We start from the raw sequence: 20,191 nt of genomic DNA, 5'->3' as shown, positions 1-20,191 counted from the left end.
GCGGTGGGGTCGTTGACCGGCCTTGCCGAGCTGGTGCGCTACGAGGGCCGCCGGGTGGTGGTCACCGGATGCGCATCGGGAATCGGCGCCGCACTGTGCGGGCAACTGCGGCACGCCGGGGCTGAGGTCGTCGGGCTCGACCTGCACCGTCCGGCCGACGGTGCAGATCTGGTCGAGTTCGTCGGCATCGACCTCGCCGACCCCGCTTCGGTGACGCAGGCGGCAGAAGCCGTTGACGGGCAGATCGATTCGCTGTTCAACGTCGCGGGGGTGTCGTCGGGTATCGGCGACCCACTGCTGGTCGTGCGGATCAACTTCCTGGGAACCCGGCATTTCAGCGAGGCGATGCTGGGGCAACTTCGCCCCGGCGGGTCGGTCGTTTACGTGTCCTCGCTGGCTGCGGCCAATTACCGTGATCATCTGCCGCAGGTGGCCGGCCTGCTGGCGACGACGTCGGTGGACGAGGGCGTCGACTGGTGCGGCCGGCACCCCGAGGCGCTGGCCGACGGCGGCTATCGGCTGTCGAAGGAGGCGATCATCGGCTACACGATCTCCAACGCCGTCCCGCTGGGCGCCCGGGGAATCCGGATCAACTGCAGCGCGCCGGGCGTCACCGAGACACCCATCCTCGACCAGCTCCGTGCGGCCTACGGTCAGGACTATCTCGACACCATCCCCAAGCCGCTCGGGCGGGTGTCGACCGCTGCGGAGCAGGCCGCGGTACTGGCATTCCTGGGCAGCCGGGCAGCGGGATACATCACCGGGCAGGTCATCTGGGTGGACGGCGGAAACCTCGCGGCCCGCCAGGCGACCGACTTCACGAAAGGGTGAGCAGCGTGGCCAGCATGAGTGATTTCCGGCGGGTCGCCGACGACGTGCGCAACTGGGGCCGGTGGGGTGATGCCGACGAACTCGGCACGCTGAACTTCATCAACTCCGACAAGGTCGCGCAGGCCGCATCTTTGGTCTCGGACGGGAAGGTCTTCCCGCTGGGTGTCGACTTCGGCTCGTCGGGGCCGCAGGGCGCGTTCAAATACCGGCAGAACCCGACCCATGTGATGACGATCGACGGCGGCGACGCCGAGACGCTGCTGAAGTATGGCCCGTCCTGGCTGAAGAATCCCGGCGCGGTCCAGTTGAGCAGCTACAGCCGCAACGGACCGATGCGGTTCAACGACGACATGATCATCATGCCGTTGCAGGCCGCCACGCAGTGGGACGCGCTCTCACACGTCTACTACGAGGACAAGCTGTACAACGACTTTCCCGCCGACTCGGTGACCAGCCTGGGGGCCTACTACCTCGGCATCGACAAGGTGGTGAGCAAGGGCATCACCTCGCGCGGTGTCCTGCTCGACATCGTCAAGCTGCGCGGTGTGCCCACCCATCTCGCGCTCGGCGACCCGATCACCCCCGCAGAACTCGACGAAGCGGCCAGAACGCAGGGCGTGACTGTCGAACCCGGTGACATCGTGCTCGTCAAAACCGGTTGGTGGGCACGGTTTGTGGAAACCGGTGACGGCGCCGAGCCGGGTGCCGGGCTGGACTGGACCTGCGCGTCGTGGCTGGCCGACCACCAGGTGGCGGCGGTGGCCGCCGACAACCTCATGGTGGAGAACCCGGTGTCGGGTGTCGACGGCGCGATCCTGCCGATGCACATGCTGTGCCTGCGCGACATGGGCCTGATGCTCGGCGAGTACTGGAACCTCAACGACCTCGCGGCCGACTGTGCCGCCGACGGACGCTACGAGTTCCAGCTTGTCGCACCGCCGCTGTCCGTCACCGGAGCCGTCGGGTCGCCGGTCAACCCCATCGCGATCAAGTGAGCAGCGCACACCGGACCATCGTCGTCGACGGACTGGCCACGCACTTCCTCGAGGCGGGTGAGGGTGATCCCGTGGTGCTGCTGCACGGCGGCGAGTTCGGTGCCAGCGCCGAAATCGGCTGGGAGAACATCATTCCCGCGCTCGCCACCCGCTACCGGGTGATCGCCCCCGACATGCTCGGCTTCGGCGGCTCGGCCAAGGTTGTGGACTTCACCGACGGCCGCGGCATGCGGATCCGGCACATCGCCCGGTTCTGCGAGGTCCTCGGCATCGACTCGGCACATTTCGTCGGCAACTCGATGGGTGCGATCAACCTACTGACCGACCTCACCTCGGACACCCCGGTGCTGCCGGTGCGCAGCGCGGTCGCCATCTGCGGAGGTGGCGAGATCCAGAAGAACGCGCACGCGGGCGCGCTCTACGAGTACGACGCCACCGTCGAGGCGATGCGCAACATCGTGGCGGCCCTGTTCTTCGATCCCGCCTACCCGGCAGATGACGACTACGTGCGGCGCCGCTACGAATCCAGCATCGCCCCCGGCGCCTGGGAGTCCTTGGCGGCGGCCCGCTTTCGCCGACCCGGACTCGAGCCACCGGCCACCCCGTCGAGCAGGCGCGCTTACGACCGCATCACCGTCCCGGTTCTGGTGATCGAGGGAGCGGGGGACAAGCTGCTCGCACCGGGCTGGGCGGCCGGGATCGCCGGTCAGATCGCCGGGGCCCGGTCGGCGGTCATCGCCGATGCCGGGCACTGCCCGCAGATCGAACAGCCGCGGGCGGTCGCCGAGTTGCTGCTCGGCTTCCTCGGCTAGGCGGCTTTGGCGGCGGCCTTGAGCTCGCGGTACGCCGTCAGGGTGTGCTCGGCGAGTGCCGAGACGTCGGCGATCGCGGCCGTGTTGGCGACGAACCCGAAGTCCATATGGTCGTGGTAGGAGCTCAGCGTGACGTTCAGACCGATCGAGGCGGCCAGTGCGGACACCGGGTAGATGCCTAGCAGCGGCGCACCATTGAGGTACCGCGGCTCGGCCACCCCGGGCACATTGGAGATCACCAGGTTGCACGCCGGCGGGGTGAGCTGGTCGACATGGGTCGATGCGCCCAGGATGGCCAACCCGAGCAGGCCGGCCCCGTAGGTCATGGCGGCGTCCGAGGACCAGCCCGCCAGTTCCTGCTTGGCGTCGGCCGCCGACTCGACGACCTGTTGAATGCGTTGCGCGGGAGTCGCTTCGGGCTCGCCGAGGCGGACGAATAAGGCCGAGACCCGCGTGCCCGCCGCGGTGTCGCCTTCGGTCCGTAGCGATACCGGGACCATGGCGATGAGGCGGTGCGGGAATGCCTCGCCGGCGTCGGCGAGGTAGGCATGCAGACCGGCGTCCACGATCGCGGCCGCCACATCGTTGAGCGTGCCCCCGAATCGGTGTCCGATCTCGTGCATCTCGTCCAGCGGCAGCGACAATGTGGCGACGCTGCGGCCCTGCTTGAGCGGCCGGTTGGTCGGGGCGTGGTGGGCCAGAAACGGCAGGCTGCCCTTCGGGTCGGCCCCTACGGCCGTGGTGAGGGCCTTGCGCAGCATCCCGATCGAGATCTGGTTGGCCGTCCCCACCTGGGCGACCAACCCGCGGATCGAGTCGGTGATCTTGTGCAGCAACGGCGTCGGCTCGGTCGGCGCTTTGGGTGCCGAGGTCAGGGCGAAGGCCGGTGCGGGGACGCACCGCTCGTCGGTGATGGACAGCCCCCGGTAGAGCATCCTGAGTCCGGAGACCCCGTCGACAATGCTGTGGTGGGTCTTGGTGTAGATCGCGAACCGGCCGCCGGGAATTCCGTCGATGACCCAGCAACGGAACAGCAAACGGTCCCGATCCAGCATCGGTTCGTGTAGGTCTGCCACCAACCGCAGCAGGTCCTGATACGAACTGCCGGCAGGCAGGGTCAGGTGCCCCACGTGGTAGTAGGGATCCCAGTCCTGGGCCTCGCGGAAATGCGGGGTGCCGTGGCCCGTCAGCTCCGGCACGAAGTTGAACGGGGGCGTGGGGCGAAACTGGCGGTAGGCGTCGACGATCTCGCGGACGACGGCTGCCCGGCCACGTGGTTTCTTGAACAGCAGCATCGCACCCACATGGGTGGTACCGGCCGGGGTTTCGAACAGCAGCCACGACAGGTCGAGTGGCGCGATCGGTTCGTTCATGTGCAGTGGCCTCCCACGCGGCGTTGCGTCTTGCCGGGATGCTTCACTGCGCCGCGCACAACCACGAGGGCATTAGGGCCCCGTGCCGGCGGCCGTAGGTCCTCGGAGTGCGGCGGCAATCAGATCACTTCAGGCAGCCACCCAGGTCGACGGGGAGCGTCACGCCGGTGATGTAGCGGGCCTCGTCGGAGGCCAGGAACAGCACCGCGTTGCTGATGTCCTGGGCCTGCACCCACGGCACCGGCATCATGTGGAACATCTGGCAGATCGGGGCCATATCGTCGGGGCCGGGATTCTCCAGGTCGGGACGGAACATCTTGAACGTCCCCTCGTTGTGCAACATGTCGGTGGCCACGTGAGTGGGATGCACCGAGTTCGCCCGGATCATGTGCTGGCCCAGTTCCACGGCGAACGTCCGCATCAGGCCCACCACACCATGCTTGGCGGCGACGTAGTTGCCGCACTGCGGGTAGGCCTTGAGCCCGCCGACCGAGCTGGTGAGGATGATCGAGCCGCCCTGGCCGCCCGCTTTGATATGCGGCACAGCAGCTTTCACGGTCTTCCAGACGCCCGAGAGGTTGATGTCGATCATCTCGTCCCAGTCCTCGTCGCTGGTCTCGTCGAGGGTGTTGCCGCCGTTGCCGATACCGGCGTTGGCCACGACGATGTCGAGCCGGCCGAGTTGTTCCACGCCGCTGTCCACGGCGGCCTTCAGCGCGTCATAGTCACGCACGTCGACCTCGGCGGTGACGATCCGGCGGTTCTGCGCCTTGACCAGATCGGCGGTCTCGGCCAGATCTTCCGGGGTGGACGCGGGGATGGCGGTCTCGGTTCCCGGCCGGATCGGCCCGCAGATGTCGATCGCGATGATGTCGGCGCCCTCCTGGGCCAGCCGCACCGCGTGGCTGCGCCCCTGCCCGCGCGCGGCCCCGGTGATGAATGCGACCTTGCCTTCTACCCGTCCTGCCATGGTTGTCGATCCTCTTGTCGTAGTGGATTCAGGAAGTAAATGTCGGCATGGCTTCCCAGCCGCGTACGGCGGTGGTCGGCGACTTGACCGCGTTCGGCCAGTCGACCTCCCAGGTAGGGAAGCGCTTGAGGATTTCCTCCAGGGCGATGCACCCCTCCATCCGCGCCAGCGCGCTACCCATACAGAAATGGGTTCCGGCACCAAAGGTCATGTGCGACTTCTGTTCCCGGTGGATGTCGAAGACGTCGCCGTCCGGGGCGAAGCGGCGATGGTCGCGGTTGGCGGCACCGACCAGCATCAGCATCGCCGAGCCGGCGGGCACCGTCTGCCCGTAGTACTCGACGTCGCGGGTGACGTAGCGGGCGATCTGCAGCGCGGGCGGCTCCCAGCGCAGGATCTCCTCGATCGCCTGCGGGATCAGTGCCGGGTTCTGCGCGAGTTCGCGACGCTGCTCGGGGTGCTCGGCCAGCGTCTTTCCGGCCCAGCCGATCAGCCGGGTGGTGGTCTCGGCACCGGCGGTGGCGATCACTGTCAGGTACAGGAGCAGCTCTTCGCGGTGCAGCCGGCGTACGTTGCCCGTCTCGTCTTCGAACTCGGCGTTGAGCAGATCGGTCATGATGTCGTCCGACGGATGTTCGACCCGGTAGTCGACGAACTCGGCGAACACTTCGCCGGTGGCCAGCAGGTCGATCTTCTCCGACTGCAGGGTCGCCTCGCCGTGGTCGGTGATCTGGCGCTGACGGTCCTCGGGGATGCCCAACAGCATGCCGATCACCCGCATCGGCATCTGCTCGCCGAGGTCGTTGACGAAGTCGAACCGCCCGGTGCCCATCAGCGGGTCCAGGCACCGCCGGGTGAACTCGCGGATCTGGGGCTCCAGGGCCGTGACCTTCCGCGGGGTGAAGACCCGGGAGAGCAGGTTGCGGTGGATGTTGTGGATCGGCGGATCCTCGAAAATCAATGTGCCGGGCGGGATTTCCATGCCCGACTTGATGATCTCCAGCAGGGCGCCGCGTCCGGAGATGAACGTCTCGTGGTCGATGAGCGCCTTGTTGACATCGTCATAGCGGCTGACGGCGTAGAAGTCGTGCTCGGGGTTGTAGTACAGCGGCGCTTCCTCGCGCAGCCGGGCGAACATCGGGTAGGGATCGATGTTGAGCTCGACATCGTAGGGGTCGTAGTGCAGATCGCTGTCGGCGCTGACTGTCACGCGGGCAACTCTGACAGTAGGTTCTCAACGGTGTCAATGACGTGCGCAAAGTGAGAGAATTACGTTCTCGCTCCGCTCGGTTATTGGCCCCCTAGTGGCCTGCTGAACAGCCGCATTTAAGTCAGCCGCTTGACGTCGGTTGCGCCTGCGAGTTGACTGCGCCGACATGGGCAACGAATTGGCGGGCAAGGTCGCAGTCGTCACCGGCGGCGCAGCAGGACTTGGGGCGGGCATCGTCGAGCGGTTCCTCGCCGAGGGGGCATACGTCGCCTTCGGCGATATCGATGCCGAGCGCGGCCGGGCGCTCGCGGAACAGCACGGCGCCAACGCGCTGTTCCTGCCGACCGACGTCGCGCATCCCGAGCAGATCACCCGCCTGGTCGATGCCGCGGTCGACCGCGGCGGCGGTCTGGATGTGATGGTCAACAACGCCGGGATCTCCGGGAAGATGCACCGCGGTTTCCTCGACGACGATCTCGCCGACTTCGATCGCGTGATGGCGATCAACCTCCGGGCCGTGATGGCCGGAACGCGAGATGCCGCCCGGCACATGGCCGAAACCGGTGGCGGATCGATCATCAACGTCACCTCGATCGGCGGCATGCAGGCCGGCGGCGGGGTGATGACCTACCGGGCGTCGAAGGCGGCGGTCATCCACTTCACCAAATGCGCGGCCATCGAATTGGCCGACCACGAGATCCGGGTGAACTGCCTGGCGCCGGGCCATATCCGCACGGCGATCGTCGCGTCCTCGGCGGCCGGGATGGACCCGGAGAAGGTCGCGAAGTTCGAGGCCGGCATCCGGGCGCAGATGCGTGCCGACCGCCCATTGGAGCGTGAGGGAACCGCCGACGACGTCGCGGAGGCGGCGCTGTTCCTGGCCGGTGACCGCTCGCCCTACATCACCGGAACGGTGCTTCCGGTCGACGGGGGAACGGCGGCAGGCAAGCCGAATCCCAAGAGAAAAGCCGAGCGGAAGTCTTAAATCAATCGCTTGACTTAATCGCTGGAGGAGGGTTGACTTGCCGACGATGACCACCGTGACCACCTCCTCCCGGAATTCCCGCACCGATCGGGCCAGTCTCACCCGGGAAGCGATCCTGACCGCCGCCGAGCGGCTCTTCGCCGAGCATGGCGTCTTCGCGGTGTCCAACCGGCAGGTCAGCGAGGCCGCGGGGCAGGGCAACAATGCCGCGGTCGGATACCACTTCGGCACCAAGACCGATCTGGTCCGGGCGATCGAGCACAAGCACGCCATCCCGGTAGAGCGGCTGCGCGAACAGCGGGTCGCCCAGGTGGGGGAGTCTGCCGAGCTGCGCGACTGGGTCGAATGCCTGGTGTTGCCGCTGACCGACCACCTGACCGCACTGGGCAACCCCACCTGGTACGCCCGCTTCGCTGCCCAGGTGATGGCGGACCCGGCCTACCACAAGACGGTCACCCGCGATGCGTTGGCGCTGCCTGCCCTGGTCACTGTCCTGGAGGGCATCAACCGCTGCCTGCCCGAGGTGCCTGCCCCCGTGCGCATCGAACGCAACATGATGGCGCGCAACCTGTTGATGCACACCTGCGCCGAATACGAGCGGGCCCTCGCTGAAGGCTCGCCGCTGCCGGTAAATAGTTGGCGCGCAGCGTCTTCCGGGCTCATCGACGCAATTGTCGGGCTGTGGCTGGCCCCCGTGACACGACAGGTTTAGCAGCATGAAGGTCACCGTCGACCAGAACAAATGTGTGTCCTCGGGTCAGTGCGTGCTCAACGCCGCCGAGGTGTTCGACCAGCGCGACGACGACGGCGTCGTGGTCCTGCGCAGCGACAACCCCGCTGAAGACCTGGCCGACAGCGTGCGGCGCGCGGCCGTGGCATGTCCGGCCCAGGCCATCGACGTCGAGGAGTGAGCCATGTCTGACACATTGACCGACGCGATCGGTGAGTCCACCGTCCCGGACTATCCGATGGCGCGTGCCGCGAGCTGTCCGTTCGCCCCGCCGCCCGAGCTACTCGAGATGAACGAGACCAAGCCGCTGTCGCGGGCGCGGATTTGGGACGGCAGCACCCCGTGGCTGGTGACCGGCTATGAAGCAGCCCGTTCGCTGTTCGCCGATGCGCGGATCAGCGTCGACGACCGGATTGCCGGCTTCCCGCACTGGAACGCCCACATGCTCGCCACCGTGGACAAGCGTCCCCGTTCGGTGTTCACTTCCGATGCCGAGGAGCACACCCGTTTCCGGCGGATGCTGTCCAAGCCGTTCACCTTCCGCCGGGTGGAGACACTGCGCAGTGTCATCCAGCAGGTCACCGACGAGTGCATCGACGAGATCCTGGCCGGACCGCAACCCGCCGACATGGTCGCGAAGATCGCCCTGCCGGTGCCGACGCGAGTCATCAGCGACATGCTCGGCGTGCCCTACTCGGACCACGAGTTCTTCCAAGAGCACGCCAACGCCGGGCTTGCCCGCTACGCCGCGGCCGATGCCATGCAAAAGGGTGCGATGTCGCTGCACCAGTACCTGATCGACCTGGTGGAGAAGAAGCGCAAAGAGCCTGCCGAGGACGCAATCTCCGATCTCGCCGAACGCGTCAACGCCGGTGAGATCGACGTCAAGGAGGCCGCGCAGCTGGGCACCGGCCTGCTGATCGCCGGGCACGAGACGACCGCCAACATGATTGGCCTCGGTCTGCTGGCGTTGTTGCAGAACCCCGAACAGGCCATGCTGCTGCGTGATTCCGAGGACCCCAAGTTCATCGCGAACGCGGTCGAGGAACTGATGCGTTACCTGTCGATCATTCAGACCGGTCAGCGCCGGGTGGCCCTCGAGGACATCGAGATCGCCGGCGAGACCATCAAGGCCGGTGAGGGCGTGATCCTGGACCTCGCCCCGGCGAACTGGGATCCCGCCACGTACGCCGACCCCGACAAGCTGGATCTGACCCGTGACGCCAGCCAGCAGCTGGGATTCGGCTACGGCCGGCACCAGTGCGTCGGCCAGCAGTTGGCCCGTGCCGAGATGCAGATCGTGTTCCCCACTGTGCTGCGCCGCATGCCCAACATGAAGTTGGCGATCCCGTTCGACGAGGTCCCGTTCGCGGAAGACCACCTCGCCTACGGGGTCTACGAAGTCCCCGTTACTTGGTAACCCTGCCCCACAGCCCGATTGGAGTGTCACCGATGTCAGCACCGACTAGCACCCTCTATCCCAGCGGCGGCCTTGGCGCGCCCAAGGACCGCCACACCCACGCCGCCGACGACAACGGGCTGCCCGCAGGCACCGAGGTGTTCTCCGCCGACAACCACATCTCGTTGTCCGAGGACATCTTCTACGAGAAGTTCCCGCCCGAGCTCAAGGAGAAGGCGCCCCGCATCTGGTACGAGGACGGCGCCTACATGGTCGGCAAGGCCAAGGGCCAGACCTTCCTGCCGCTGGACTTCAGCCGGGTTCTGATGCAGTACGACGACCTGGCCGGCGCCGCGACCGTCAACATCGAGGCCCGCATCGCCGAGCTGCACGACGACGGCGTGGACAAGGAACTGGCCTTCCCCAACGCCGTTCTGGCGCTGTTCCACTACCCGAACATGGAGTTGCGCGAGCGGGTGTTCCGGATCTACAACGAGCACATCGCCGACGTCCAGGAACGTAGCAACGGCCACTTCTACGGTGTCGGACTGATCAACTGGTGGGATCCCGACGGTGCCCGTCGGACCCTGGCCGAGGTGAAGTCGTTGGGGCTCAAGACGTTCCTGCTGCCGCTCAACCCGGGCAAGGGTGTCGACGGCGAGATCATCGACTACGGCAGCACTGCGTTCAGCCCGGTGTGGGACGAGATCGAGTCGGCCGGGCTGCCGGTCTCCCATCACATCGGCGAGACCCCGCCCAAGACGCCGTGCGAGGTCAACAGCGTCGTCGTCGGCATGATGATCAACGTCGACGGATTCCGCGAGACGTTCTCCAAGTACCTGTTCTCGGGCATCCTGGACCGCCACCCGTCGCTACGGGTCGGCTGGTTCGAGGGCGGCATCGCCTGGGTCGCCACCGCGCTGCAGGACGCCGAACATCTGCTGGCCTCCTATCAGCACATGTTCAACCGACGCGTCGAGCACGACATCCGGTACTACTGGAACAAGCACATGAGTGCGTCGTTCATGGTGGATCCGCTGGGCCTGAGACTGCTCGACGAGATCGGCGTGGACAACGTCATGTGGTCCTCGGACTATCCGCACAACGAGAGCACGTTCGGCTACTCGCAGAAGTCGATCAAGTCGGTGGTCGACGCCGTCGGCCAGGACGCGGCGGTCAAGATCTGCAGCACCAACATCACAAAGTTCCTGGGCGTCTCATGACCACGTCACTGACGGGACCGGTGCGGTCCCTCGCCGATATCCCAACGCAGCCCGACCGCACCCGGATGCGTGCCGAGACCGGTGCGCGACTGCGCGCGGCGATGACCGAGCGCGGTATCGGAGCGCTGGTTCTGTTGGGCAACAACGCCGTCACCTATGCCACCGGCACCAGCTGGCCGCTCGGTGACGCCGGTTTGTCACATGTCGAGCGTCCGGTGGCGCTGGTGCTTGCCGACGACCCGGCACCGCACCTGTTCCTGCCGTTCCGGGAGGGGGCAGCCGAGGAGACCGAGCTGCCCGCCGACCATGTGCACGGGCCGGTCTATCTCGAATTCGACGAAGGTGTCGAGCATTTCGCGACGACCCTGGGCGATCTGGTGCCGCGGGGGACCAGTGTCGCCGTCGACGAGCTCACCGGTGCGATGCGCCGCGCCCAGACCCGGCTGTTCCCCGACGGCGCCCCCGGTGACGCGGCGGTGGTCGTCGGAGCCGCCAAGACGGTCAAGACGGCCGACGAGATCGCCTGCATCCACAAGGCTGTCCGGATCACCGACACCGCCATGGTCGACGTGCAGCGGGCGCTCGCCCCAGGAATCCGCCAGATCGACCTGTCCGCCGAATTTCTGCGCCGCGCTTTCGAACTCGGTGCGGTGGCCAGCATGCTCGAGCCGATCTGGCAGGTCATGCCGGGCACCAAGGCCGACGGCGTGTGGACCACCCACGGCGACCTGGCGCTGCCGCTGCTGTCCACCGAACGCGAACTGCGGGCCGGTGACGTGTTGTGGACCGACGTGTCGATCACCTACGGCGGGTACTGCTCGGACTTCGGGCGGACCTGGACTGTCGGTGTGGAACCGACTGCGCGCCAACAGGCCCAGTACCGCCGATGGAAGGACATCATGACGGCGGTGCTGGGTGTCACCCGGGCCGGTGCGACGGCAGCAGATCTGGGCCGGGCCGCGATCGCGGCGAACGACGGCACCAAGCCCTGGCTGCCGCACTTCTATCTGGGCCATGGCATCGGTGTGAACGCCGCCGAAATGCCGATGATCGGAACCGATCTCGGTGCCGAGTTCGACGAGAACTACGTCCTGCAGGCAGGCATGGTGCTGGTGCTGGAACCCGTGGTGTGGGAGGACGGCACCGGCGGGTACCGCAGCGAGGAGATCATCGTCATCACCGAGGAAGGCTGGATCAAGTTGACCGACTACCCGTACTCGCCCTATGGCGACTGAAGTCCTGGGCGACGAGCGCGTTCTCCGCACCGGGCGGCGGGCTCGCGCACTGGCCCAGATGGAAGCTCACGACCTCGACGTCCTGGTGCTGGGCCGGCAGTCCAACATTCGCTATGTCAGTGGTGCCCAGCAACTCTGGGTGGCCGGCACCCGGCCGTTCGCGCCGTCGTGCGTGTTGCTGCGCAACGGTGCGGTGCATCTGTTGAGCACCTGGGACGAGGGTGTGCCGGAGGACATCCCGCACGAGAACCTCTACGGCATCGCCTGGAACCCGCTGAACACCATCGAGAACCTGAAGAAGATCCCGGGTGCGGCCAGCGCCCGGCGGGTGGGTTCGGACGCGCTGTCGCCGGGCTTCGCCCAGCTGCTGCCGCTGGCGTTTCCCAACGCCGAGCTGGTCGACGGGGAGGCGGCCATGCAGGCGGCCAGGAAGGTCAAGACCGCCGAGGAGATCGAGGCGCTGCGCGAGGCCATCCGGGTTGCCGAACTCGGTCTGGCCGCGGCCCTGAGCACCGTGCGCGCCGGCGCCTCGGTGCAGGATCTGACCGCGGTGCTGCTGGAGGCGATGACCGCCGGGGGAGTCAGCACCCCGGCGCACCAGGATGCGGTGTGGGTGACGGCCAAGGACCATCCGTGGCGTAGGGCACGCGGCGACGACCGCGTCCACGACGGTGACCTGGTGGCGTTCGCCTCCGCAGTGCTGGACCGGGGCTACATCGGCGAGGTGGGCCGCACCTGGCCCGTCGGCGACGTCACCGCGGCGAGCCGGGAGCTGTTCGAGCGTTCGCAGCGGCTGCACGCCGAGCTGATCGCGGCCTGCCGCCCGGGCGCACCCAACGCCGGGCTGCTGGCGGCGTATGAGGCTGCCGGCGAAGCACTTCCGGTCGTCCCGGTCGCCCACGGTCTCGGGGTCGGCTTCGACTCGCCGGTGGTCTCACCGCAACTGGCCGCAACCGCGGCCGCTGAACACCTCGAGCCCGGAATGGTCCTGGCCGTCACCGGCTACGTGTTCGAGCCGGGCGTCGGCGCGGTGTTCCGCCGCGATGCCGTGCTGATCACCGACGAGGGGGCCGAGGTTCTGACGTCGAGCCCAGCGTGGGGCGACGCGAATGGCTAAGGCCAAGCGGCCGCCGGCCGAGGAGATCATCCGCTACGAGAAGGACCCGAAGACCAGGATCGCCACGATCACCTTCGACCGGCCCGAGTTCCTCAACGCGCCGACCGCCGCTGCGCGGCTGCGGTACTCGGATCTGCTGTACCAGGCCGGCGTCGACGACGACGTCAAGGTCCTGGTGATCCGCGGGGTCGGCGACGACCTGGGCAGCGGAGCGGATCTGCCGGAGTTCATGGAGATGCAGGACGACGAGGACGACGGCCCCCGGCTGTCGGAGTTCCGCATCGCCGCCGGTGAGGTCAAGTACCCACCCAAGGGCTCCTTCCGGCGCGGCGCCACCATCAGTTCCTGGTATGCCAGCCCGCACTCGGGAATCAGGACGCTGCAGGACTTCAAGAAGATCTCGATCCTGGAAGTCAAGGGTTACTGCTACGGATGGCACTTCTACCAGGCGGCCGACGCCGACCTGGTGATCTCCTCGGACGACGCGTTGTTCGGGCACCCGTCATTCCGCTACTACGGGTGGGGACCCCGCATGTGGTGGTGGGCGCAGATGATGGGCATCCGCAAGTTCCAGGAGATGGTCTACACCGGCCGGCCGTTCACCGCCGCCGAGATGGCCGACTGCAACTTCCTCAACAGCGTGGTACCCCGCGAGGACCTCGAAGCCGAGGTCGACAAGTACGCGCAGGCCTGCGCCCGAAACCGCCCGACCGACACGGTGTTCCAGCAGAAGATCTTCTTCGAGGTGATGAAGCAGTTCCAGGGCGAGTACATGGGCAGCTTGCTCGGCGGCTACTTCGAGTCGATGGGTGGTGCCATCGCCCACGACGACGGCGATCTGGACATGCATGAGGCGCTCGACGAAGGCCTCTCCGGTGCGGTCAAGGACAACGACGCCAAGTTCCCCCCGGAATGGCGGCTGTCGAGGTCGGGCCGCAAAGACGCCAAGCCGAAGAAGAAGAAGTAGAACCGTGGATCCAGGGCGGCCCGAACCGCCACTGACCGGATTCGTCGTGGTGGACCTCTCGACGGGCATCGCCGGCGGCTACTGCACCAAGCTGTTGGCCGACGGCGGCGCCGACGTCATCAAAGTCGAAGCCCCGGAGGGTGATCCGCTGCGCCGATGGTCCGCCTCCGGCGCGACCATCGGCCCGGGGGAGGACGGCGCGCTGTTCGGCTACCTGGCCGGCGGGAAGCAGAGCGTGGTGGCCGACCCCCAGGACGCGGCCGACCTGCACCTGATCGACGACCTGCTGGCCTCGGCCGACGCGGTCGTGTGGTCACCGGAGTCCCGCCTGGCCGGTGTCGACGGACTGCGCCCCGCGCCGATGCACGCGGCCCATCCACACCTGATCGTCGCCGCCATCACCGCGTTCGGACTGCAGGGGCCGTGGCACGACCGAGTGGCAACGGAATTCACACTGCAGGCGTGGTCCGGCGGCATCGTCGGGCTGGGTCGGGGAGCTCCTGACCGGGCACCGGTGTACGTCGGGGGGCGGGTGGGCGACTACCTGTCCGGGGCGTATGCCAGCGCCGCCATCCTTGCGGCGCGGATGCGCGTGCTGAGCGGCGCCGGTGGTGAGCTCATCGACCTGTCGATGCTGGAATGCCATGTGATGGGGCTGACCTACTTCCCGGTCACCTACTTCGACATGCTGGGCCGGCCGTGGCGGGATGCCCGCAGGATGACAGTGCCCGGTATTGCCAAGGCCAGTGACGGTCTGGTGGACATCGGTTGTGGCACCGCCCAGCAGTGGTTCGACCTGTGTTCCATGACCGGCCACGAGGAGTGGATCGACGAGACGTCAGCACTGACGATCACCGAGCGGGCCAACGAGAAGGCCGGGGAGCTCTACGCGTGGGTGGCCGCACACACCGGTGACGAAGTGCGCGATCTGGCGACGGCGTTCCGCATCCCCAACGCCCCGGTCGCCAACGGCGCCACGATCGAGTCCCTGGACCACTTCAGTGCGCGTGAGTCGTTCGTCGGCAATCCGGCGGGCTTTCGTCAGCCGGCGCACCCCTACCGGATCAGTGGCGTCGAGTTGCGCCCGCCTGCGCCGGCGCCGCGGCTGGGCGAACACACCGAGCATCAGCGCAACGCGGACCGAGTTCCGCGGCGAGCCGGTTTCCCGACGGAACGGTTGCCGCTGAAGGGAATACGGGTCCTGGACCTCACCACGTTCTGGGCCGGTCCGTCGTGCACACACATGATGGCGCTGCTCGGCGCCGAGGTGATCCACGTCGAGTCCGCAGGTCGCCTCGACGGCACCAGGATGATCTCGGGTGTGCCGGTGACGGAGGACAACTGGTGGGAGAAGCAGCCTATCTTCGCTGCGCTGAACACCAACAAGAAGGACATCACCCTCGACCTGTCCAGCGCGCGGGGCCGCGAGCTGCTCACCAGGCTCATCGCTACCGCTGATGTGGTCGCCGAGAACTACACGCCGCGTGTCCTAGACCAGCTCGGTCTGGATTACTCTGCGGTACAGCGCATTCGGCCCGATGTGGTCATGCTGCGCATGCCGGGCTTCGGCCTGGACGGCCCCTGGCGGGACAACCCCGCATTCGCCTACGTGATCGAAGCGGCGGCCGGCATCAGCTGGCTCACCGGCTACCCCGACCGCAATCCGTACGAACCGTACTCGGTGGGCGATCCCAACGCCGGCCTGCATGCCCTCAACGGTGTGCTGTTGGCGCTCGAACACCGCAGACGCACCGGCAAGGGCGCACTCGTCGAAGCGGCGATGGTGGACGCCGCGCTGGCCATCGCTGCCGAGCAGGTGATCGAGTACAGCGCCTACGGGGCGCTACTACAGCGCGAGGGTAACCGCGGGCCGGCGGCCGCACCGCAGAATCTGTACCGCACGAACGAGATCGACGAGTTCGGCCGCGACGACTCCTGGGTCGCGATCGCCGTCGCGAACGACGAGCAGTGGGCCTCGCTGCGCGCCGCTCTCGGTGAGCCGGAGTGGGCGGCCGCACCGGAGCTATCCACGGTGGCGGGACGCCGAGACGGTGCCGACTACATCGACGCGCAGCTGGCGGACTGGTGCCGCGGGCGCAGCGGTGACGAGGTCGTCGCCGATCTGTGGCCCGCAGGGGTACCGGTGGCCAAGGTGATGCAGCCGCATCGGCAGGGTGAGATCGAGCAGCTTGTCGCGCGCGGATTCTTTGAAACCGTTGCGCACCCCGTCAATTCGCTCGCACGGTTCTCGGCGTTGCCGTTTCGGCTGGCGCACGGCCCGGACCGGCTACATCTGCAGCATGCGCCCCTGCTCGGCCAGCACAACAACGAGGTGTTGACCGAACTCGGACTCTCCGACACCGAGTTGGCCGCGCTGGAAGCCGACGGGGTGATCGGCACGGCGCCGGCGCGCGGGGGCTCTACGGCCGCTCGGTGACGGCCGGGGTGACGAGCTCCAGTAGCCAGGCTCCCCACTGGGCATCGGCCCGCTTGCCCGGCAGCGCCAGCGCCGTCGAGACCGTCACCAGCAGCCCGGTGGCGAAGAAGGTTCGTACGCCCATCGCGTCGGCGCCGGTGAGGTCGGTGACCCTGTGCTGCAACGTCAGATACCGGTCGGCGACCTCGTCGCGCACGATCGGGTCACCGGCTGCGGCATACGCGTGCAGCATCACCAGTGCGACGGTCCTGTCGCGCTGCAGCAGGCGACGGTAGGCGTCCCCGAGCGCCACCAGTGTCGGGGTGGCCGCGGCACCGAACGCCTCGGTCACGCTGTCGAAGACCCACGCGACGACTTCGAGAAATAGTCCGCGTTTGGAGCCGAACATCTGCACGACGCGGGGATGGGAGATCTCCGCCCGGGCGGCGATCGCCTCCAATCGTGTTCCTGCCAAGCCAGTTTCGGCGAACTCCGCGGCAGCGGCGCTGATGATCTCCTGGCGGCGGATTGCCGCGGGTTTGTGCACCCGGGGTGCCGGCGGCCGCTGGGTCACTGATCGGTGTTGCGGATCTGGCGGTTCACGAGGTCGTTGTCGTAGAGGCACCGGTAGGCGGTGATCAGTCCGTCCTCGCCGAACTCGAGGCGGTCGTCGCCGTGGAATTCGACCACTCGCCCGGTTCGGGCGAAGGTGCCGGTGAACTTCCATGCCACCAGTACTGCCCGGCGGCGGACGTCGGCGAACAGGCCCTCGAGGCGAAATGTGTTGTCCGGGAAGGACCGTGCCATCTCGGTGACGAAGGCCCTGATCGGCTCGCGGCCGTGCACCGTCGCGCCCAGTGCGGGCTCGTCGTAGACGAGGTCTTCGGCGCACAGTGCGGCGACCGCGTCACCGTCGTGGTTGTTCCATGCGGTTGCCCAGTGCAGGCAGAACTCCTCGACGGCTTTGGGGTCGGTGATCGCGGCGGGGCTGATGACTGTCATGACGGCCAACTTACTGGTTTGTAAGAAAGTGCGCAACGGTGGGAGGGCGGGGGAGGGAACGTATTGCCTTGGCGCGGCTGTGAGAATATGATTCTCTGTAACTGCATAAGGAGGATTTCATGGGCCAGCTGTCGCACCGTGTCGACGTCCCGTTTCCCATTTTCGACGCGGACAACCACCTGTACGAGCCGCCGGAGGCGCTGACGAAGTACCTCCCCAAGGAGTACAAGGACTACGTCCAGTACGTGCAGGTGAACGGTCGTACCAAGATTGCGCTGCGCGGCCAGATCAGCAACTACATCCCGAACCCGACCTTCGAGGTCGTCGCCCGCCCGGGCGCTTGGGAGGAGTACTTCAAGTACGGCAACCCCGACGGTAAGACCAAGCGCGAGCTGTTCGGTGAGCCGATGCGCGCGATCCCGGCGTTCTTCGAGCCCGGCCCGCGACTGGAGGTGATGAACGAGCTGGGGCTCGATCGCACTCTGATGTTCCCGACTTTGGCCAGCCTGATCGAGGAGCGCCTGCGCGACGACCCGGTGGCCATTCACGTCCTGGTCCACTCGCTCAACCAGTGGCTCGACGAGGTGTGGGGCTTCAACTACCAGAACCGCATCTTCACCACCCCGGTGATCACCTTGCCGATCGTGGAGAAGGCGATCGAGGAATTGGAGTGGGCGGTCAAGCGCGGCGCCCGCTGCATCCTGGTCCGCCCGGCCCCGGTGCCCGGCTTCCGCGGCCCGCGGTCGTTCGCGCTGCCCGAGTTCGATCCGTTCTGGGAGCGGGTCGTGGAGTACGACCTGTTGGTCGGCATGCACTCCAGTGACAGTGGCTACTCCCGGTACACCTCCGAGTGGGACGGCGCCAGCGCCGAGATGCTGCCGTTCCAGACCAATGCGATGGGCATCCTCAACGAGTGGCGCCCGATCCAGGATTCGGTGGGCTCGTGGGTGATCCACGGTGCGCTCTACCGCCACCCGAAGCTGAAGGTCGCCATCGTCGAGGCCGGCTCGAAGTGGATGACCCCGCTGCTGGACGGCCTGGCCGAGGTCTTCCGCAAGGCCCCGGAAGCCTTCCCGAGCGACCCGGTCGAGATGGTCAAGAGCCGCATCCACGTCAGCCCGTTCTTCGAGGACGGCATCGACGACCTGGTCAACCTCGTCGGTGTCGACCAGGTGCTCTACGGCTCGGACTGGCCGCACCCGGAAGGCCTGGCGGAGCCGACCTACTACGTCGAGGCGCTCTCGCACCTCAACGCCGAGGACCAGGCAAAGATCATGGGCGGCAACCTGAGTCGCCTCATCACGGTGTGACCTGGTCGGATCAGCATCCGCAGACCATCCCCGAGATGGTCTTGAGCGCAGCGGACCGGTTCGGCGACGACGAAGCCGTCGTCGACGGTCCGCTGCGCCTCAGTTATGCCGAGGTCGCCCACCGGGTCCGGTGCGCCGCCGGCGCGTTCGCGAAGTCCGGCGTCGAGCAGGGTGGCCGGGTCGCCATCTGGGCGCCCAACTCGGCGCACTGGATGATCGCTGCGTTCGGTGCCCTCACCGCAGGGGCCGTGGTGGTCCCGGTGAGCACCCGCTACAAGACCGCTGAGGCCGCCGACATCATCACCCGCAGCGGCGCCAGAACCGTGCTCGTCGAGAAGGGTTTCCTGGGGCAGGATTTCACCACGCCGGCCGGCGTGGCCAGCTTCGATCTGAAGTCGGGCTTCCTCGACGACGGCGCGCCATTGCAGCGGGCCGTCAGCGGCTCCGACATCGCCGACATCATCTACACCTCCGGCACGACCGGCCGGCCCAAGGGCGTGATGATGAATCACCGCCAGAACCTGCGGATGTACTCGGAGTGGTGCGACCTGGCCGACCTGCGCCGTGGCGACCGCTACCTGATCGTCAATCCGTTCTTCCATACCTTCGGCTACAAGGCGGGCTGCCTGGCGTCGTTCATCCGGGGCGCGACCATGCTCCCGGTCGCGGTCTTCGACCTTGACCGGGTGGTCGAACTCATTGCCGCCGAACGCATCACGATGCTGCCCGGCCCGCCGACGCTCTACCACTCCCTGCTCGCCGTCGAGGACAAGAGCAAGCTGGCCACCCTGCGCGCCGGTGTGACCGGCGCGGCGGACATCCCCGTCGAACTCATCCGTCGCGTCCACGAGGAGCTTCCGTTCCAGACGCTGGCTACCGGCTACGGCCTGACCGAGGCCGGAACGGCGACGATGTCGCGGCCCGGGGACTCGTTCGACGACATCGCCACCACCGCCGGGCTGCCCGTCGACGATGTCGAGGTGCGGCTGGCCGACGACGCCGAGGTGCTGGTGCGCGGATACAGCGTGATGCAGGGCTACTTCGACGACCCGGTGGCCACCGCCGAGGCCGTCGACGCCGAGGGTTGGCTGCACACCGGGGACCTGGGCTGCCTGACCGACAGCGGGCGGCTGCGCATCGTCGGCCGTAAGAAGGACATGTTCATCGTCGGCGGCTTCAACGCCTATCCCGCCGAGATCGAGGGCTTCCTGATGGAGCACCCGGCAGTCGCGCAGGCAGCGGTGATCGGGGTGCCCGACGAGCACTTGGGCCAGGTGGGCAAGGCGTTTGTCGTGCTCAAGCGCGGCGCCGTGGTGTCCGCGGACGAGGTGATCGCCTGGAGCCGTGACCGCATGGCCGGGTTCAAGGTGCCCAGGACGGTCGAGTTCCTGGCCGCACTGCCGCTCAATGCCACCGGCAAGGTCATGAAAGATCGCCTGCGCTGAGGCCATGAGCAGACTGTTTTCGCACGTCGCCGCACGTGACCGGCAACCCTTGCATAGCGTGATTTCCGCTGAGTGATAATGTCATTCTCGCACTCGGTGGTCTGCTCGCTCCAACGTCGGTCTCGGCCGCGTCGTCGCGCTCGCGGCGGATGGGAAGACAATGAGCGGCGG

At 67.2% G+C, this 20,191-nt stretch carries 19 protein-coding genes; 14 read left to right on the top strand and 5 right to left on the bottom strand.

Going from position 1 to position 20,191, the window contains the following annotated elements:
* Nucleotides 1–12: 12 nt before the first annotated feature.
* The 3 genes from OG976_RS05175 to OG976_RS05165 are packed head-to-tail and all read left to right on the top strand — an operon-like array spanning nucleotide 13 to nucleotide 2,638.
* Nucleotides 13–831: a coniferyl-alcohol dehydrogenase gene (locus OG976_RS05175; protein WP_328358813.1), complete on the top strand. Its 819-nt coding sequence runs from the start codon at nucleotides 13–15 to the stop codon at nucleotides 829–831.
* A 14-nt stretch (nucleotides 832–845) separates the two neighbouring features.
* On the top strand, nucleotides 846–1,826 hold the full coding sequence (locus OG976_RS05170) for a cyclase family protein (RefSeq protein WP_442930431.1): 981 nt from the start codon (nucleotides 846–848) through the stop codon (nucleotides 1,824–1,826).
* Entirely contained in the window at nucleotides 1,823–2,638 is an 816-nt protein-coding gene (locus OG976_RS05165; RefSeq protein WP_328358807.1) for an alpha/beta fold hydrolase, read from the top strand. Before OG976_RS05170 ends, OG976_RS05165 begins: the two co-directional genes overlap by 4 nt.
* Here the strand turns inward: OG976_RS05165 and OG976_RS05160 are convergent.
* From OG976_RS05160 to OG976_RS05150, 3 genes are all read right to left on the bottom strand, one after another.
* Nucleotides 2,635–4,011, bottom strand: coding sequence for a wax ester/triacylglycerol synthase family O-acyltransferase (locus OG976_RS05160; RefSeq protein ID WP_328358804.1), 1,377 nt, complete (start codon nucleotides 4,009–4,011; stop codon nucleotides 2,635–2,637). The genes OG976_RS05165 and OG976_RS05160 overlap by 4 nt on opposite strands.
* Before the next feature lie 124 nt (nucleotides 4,012–4,135).
* Entirely contained in the window at nucleotides 4,136–4,981 is an 846-nt protein-coding gene (locus OG976_RS05155; protein ID WP_328358801.1) for a mycofactocin-coupled SDR family oxidoreductase, read from the bottom strand.
* A gap of 28 nt (nucleotides 4,982–5,009) precedes the next feature.
* Complete coding sequence (locus OG976_RS05150) at nucleotides 5,010–6,191, bottom strand: cytochrome P450 (protein ID WP_328358798.1); 1,182 nt, start codon at nucleotides 6,189–6,191, stop codon at nucleotides 5,010–5,012.
* Nucleotides 6,192–6,357: 166 nt separating this feature from the next.
* On the opposite strand from OG976_RS05150, the gene OG976_RS05145 reads away from it, so the two are divergent.
* The 9 genes from OG976_RS05145 to OG976_RS05105 are packed head-to-tail and all read left to right on the top strand — an operon-like array spanning nucleotide 6,358 to nucleotide 16,284.
* Nucleotides 6,358–7,176, top strand: coding sequence for an SDR family NAD(P)-dependent oxidoreductase (locus OG976_RS05145; RefSeq protein ID WP_328358796.1), 819 nt, complete (start codon nucleotides 6,358–6,360; stop codon nucleotides 7,174–7,176).
* A 46-nt stretch (nucleotides 7,177–7,222) separates the two neighbouring features.
* Entirely contained in the window at nucleotides 7,223–7,888 is a 666-nt protein-coding gene (locus tag OG976_RS05140; protein WP_328358793.1) for a TetR/AcrR family transcriptional regulator, read from the top strand.
* A gap of 4 nt (nucleotides 7,889–7,892) precedes the next feature.
* Complete coding sequence (locus OG976_RS05135; RefSeq protein ID WP_328358790.1) at nucleotides 7,893–8,087, top strand: ferredoxin; 195 nt, start codon at nucleotides 7,893–7,895, stop codon at nucleotides 8,085–8,087.
* 3 nt (nucleotides 8,088–8,090) lie between these two features.
* Nucleotides 8,091–9,326, top strand: a complete 1,236-nt coding sequence (locus tag OG976_RS05130) for a cytochrome P450 (protein ID WP_328358787.1) — start codon at nucleotides 8,091–8,093, stop codon at nucleotides 9,324–9,326.
* A gap of 32 nt (nucleotides 9,327–9,358) precedes the next feature.
* Complete coding sequence (locus OG976_RS05125; RefSeq protein WP_328358785.1) at nucleotides 9,359–10,528, top strand: amidohydrolase family protein; 1,170 nt, start codon at nucleotides 9,359–9,361, stop codon at nucleotides 10,526–10,528.
* Entirely contained in the window at nucleotides 10,525–11,763 is a 1,239-nt protein-coding gene (locus OG976_RS05120) for a M24 family metallopeptidase (RefSeq protein ID WP_328358782.1), read from the top strand. The genes OG976_RS05125 and OG976_RS05120 overlap by 4 nt, the downstream gene beginning before the upstream one ends.
* Nucleotides 11,753–12,880: a M24 family metallopeptidase gene (locus tag OG976_RS05115; RefSeq protein ID WP_328358779.1), complete on the top strand. Its 1,128-nt coding sequence runs from the start codon at nucleotides 11,753–11,755 to the stop codon at nucleotides 12,878–12,880. The genes OG976_RS05120 and OG976_RS05115 overlap by 11 nt, the downstream gene beginning before the upstream one ends.
* Nucleotides 12,873–13,847: an enoyl-CoA hydratase/isomerase family protein gene (locus OG976_RS05110; protein WP_328358776.1), complete on the top strand. Its 975-nt coding sequence runs from the start codon at nucleotides 12,873–12,875 to the stop codon at nucleotides 13,845–13,847. The genes OG976_RS05115 and OG976_RS05110 overlap by 8 nt, the downstream gene beginning before the upstream one ends.
* A gap of 4 nt (nucleotides 13,848–13,851) precedes the next feature.
* Entirely contained in the window at nucleotides 13,852–16,284 is a 2,433-nt protein-coding gene (locus OG976_RS05105; RefSeq protein WP_328358773.1) for a CaiB/BaiF CoA-transferase family protein, read from the top strand.
* Here OG976_RS05105 and OG976_RS05100 read toward each other — a convergent pair.
* On the bottom strand, nucleotides 16,268–16,837 hold the full coding sequence (locus OG976_RS05100) for a TetR/AcrR family transcriptional regulator (RefSeq protein WP_328358770.1): 570 nt from the start codon (nucleotides 16,835–16,837) through the stop codon (nucleotides 16,268–16,270). The genes OG976_RS05105 and OG976_RS05100 overlap by 17 nt on opposite strands.
* Nucleotides 16,834–17,265 (bottom strand): nuclear transport factor 2 family protein, encoded by a 432-nt coding sequence (locus tag OG976_RS05095; protein WP_328358767.1) that lies wholly within the window; start codon nucleotides 17,263–17,265, stop codon nucleotides 16,834–16,836. Before OG976_RS05095 ends, OG976_RS05100 begins: the two co-directional genes overlap by 4 nt.
* 119 nt (nucleotides 17,266–17,384) lie before the next feature.
* Here OG976_RS05095 and OG976_RS05090 point away from each other — a divergent pair, with 119 nt between their 5' ends.
* Together OG976_RS05090 and OG976_RS05085 are read left to right on the top strand one after the other, a co-directional pair.
* A complete protein-coding gene (locus OG976_RS05090) occupies nucleotides 17,385–18,575 on the top strand; it encodes an amidohydrolase family protein (RefSeq protein WP_328358765.1) in 1,191 nt (396 codons plus the stop codon).
* Nucleotides 18,572–20,020: a FadD3 family acyl-CoA ligase gene (locus OG976_RS05085; RefSeq protein WP_328358763.1), complete on the top strand. Its 1,449-nt coding sequence runs from the start codon at nucleotides 18,572–18,574 to the stop codon at nucleotides 20,018–20,020. Before OG976_RS05090 ends, OG976_RS05085 begins: the two co-directional genes overlap by 4 nt.
* Nucleotides 20,021–20,191: the final 171 nt, after the last annotated feature.

Source organism: Mycobacterium sp. NBC_00419 (assembly GCF_036023875.1).
Classification (GTDB): Bacteria; Actinomycetota; Actinomycetes; order Mycobacteriales; family Mycobacteriaceae; genus Mycobacterium.
Note: the sequence above shows the minus strand (reverse complement) of the source record. Positions and strands in the feature narration are given on the sequence as shown.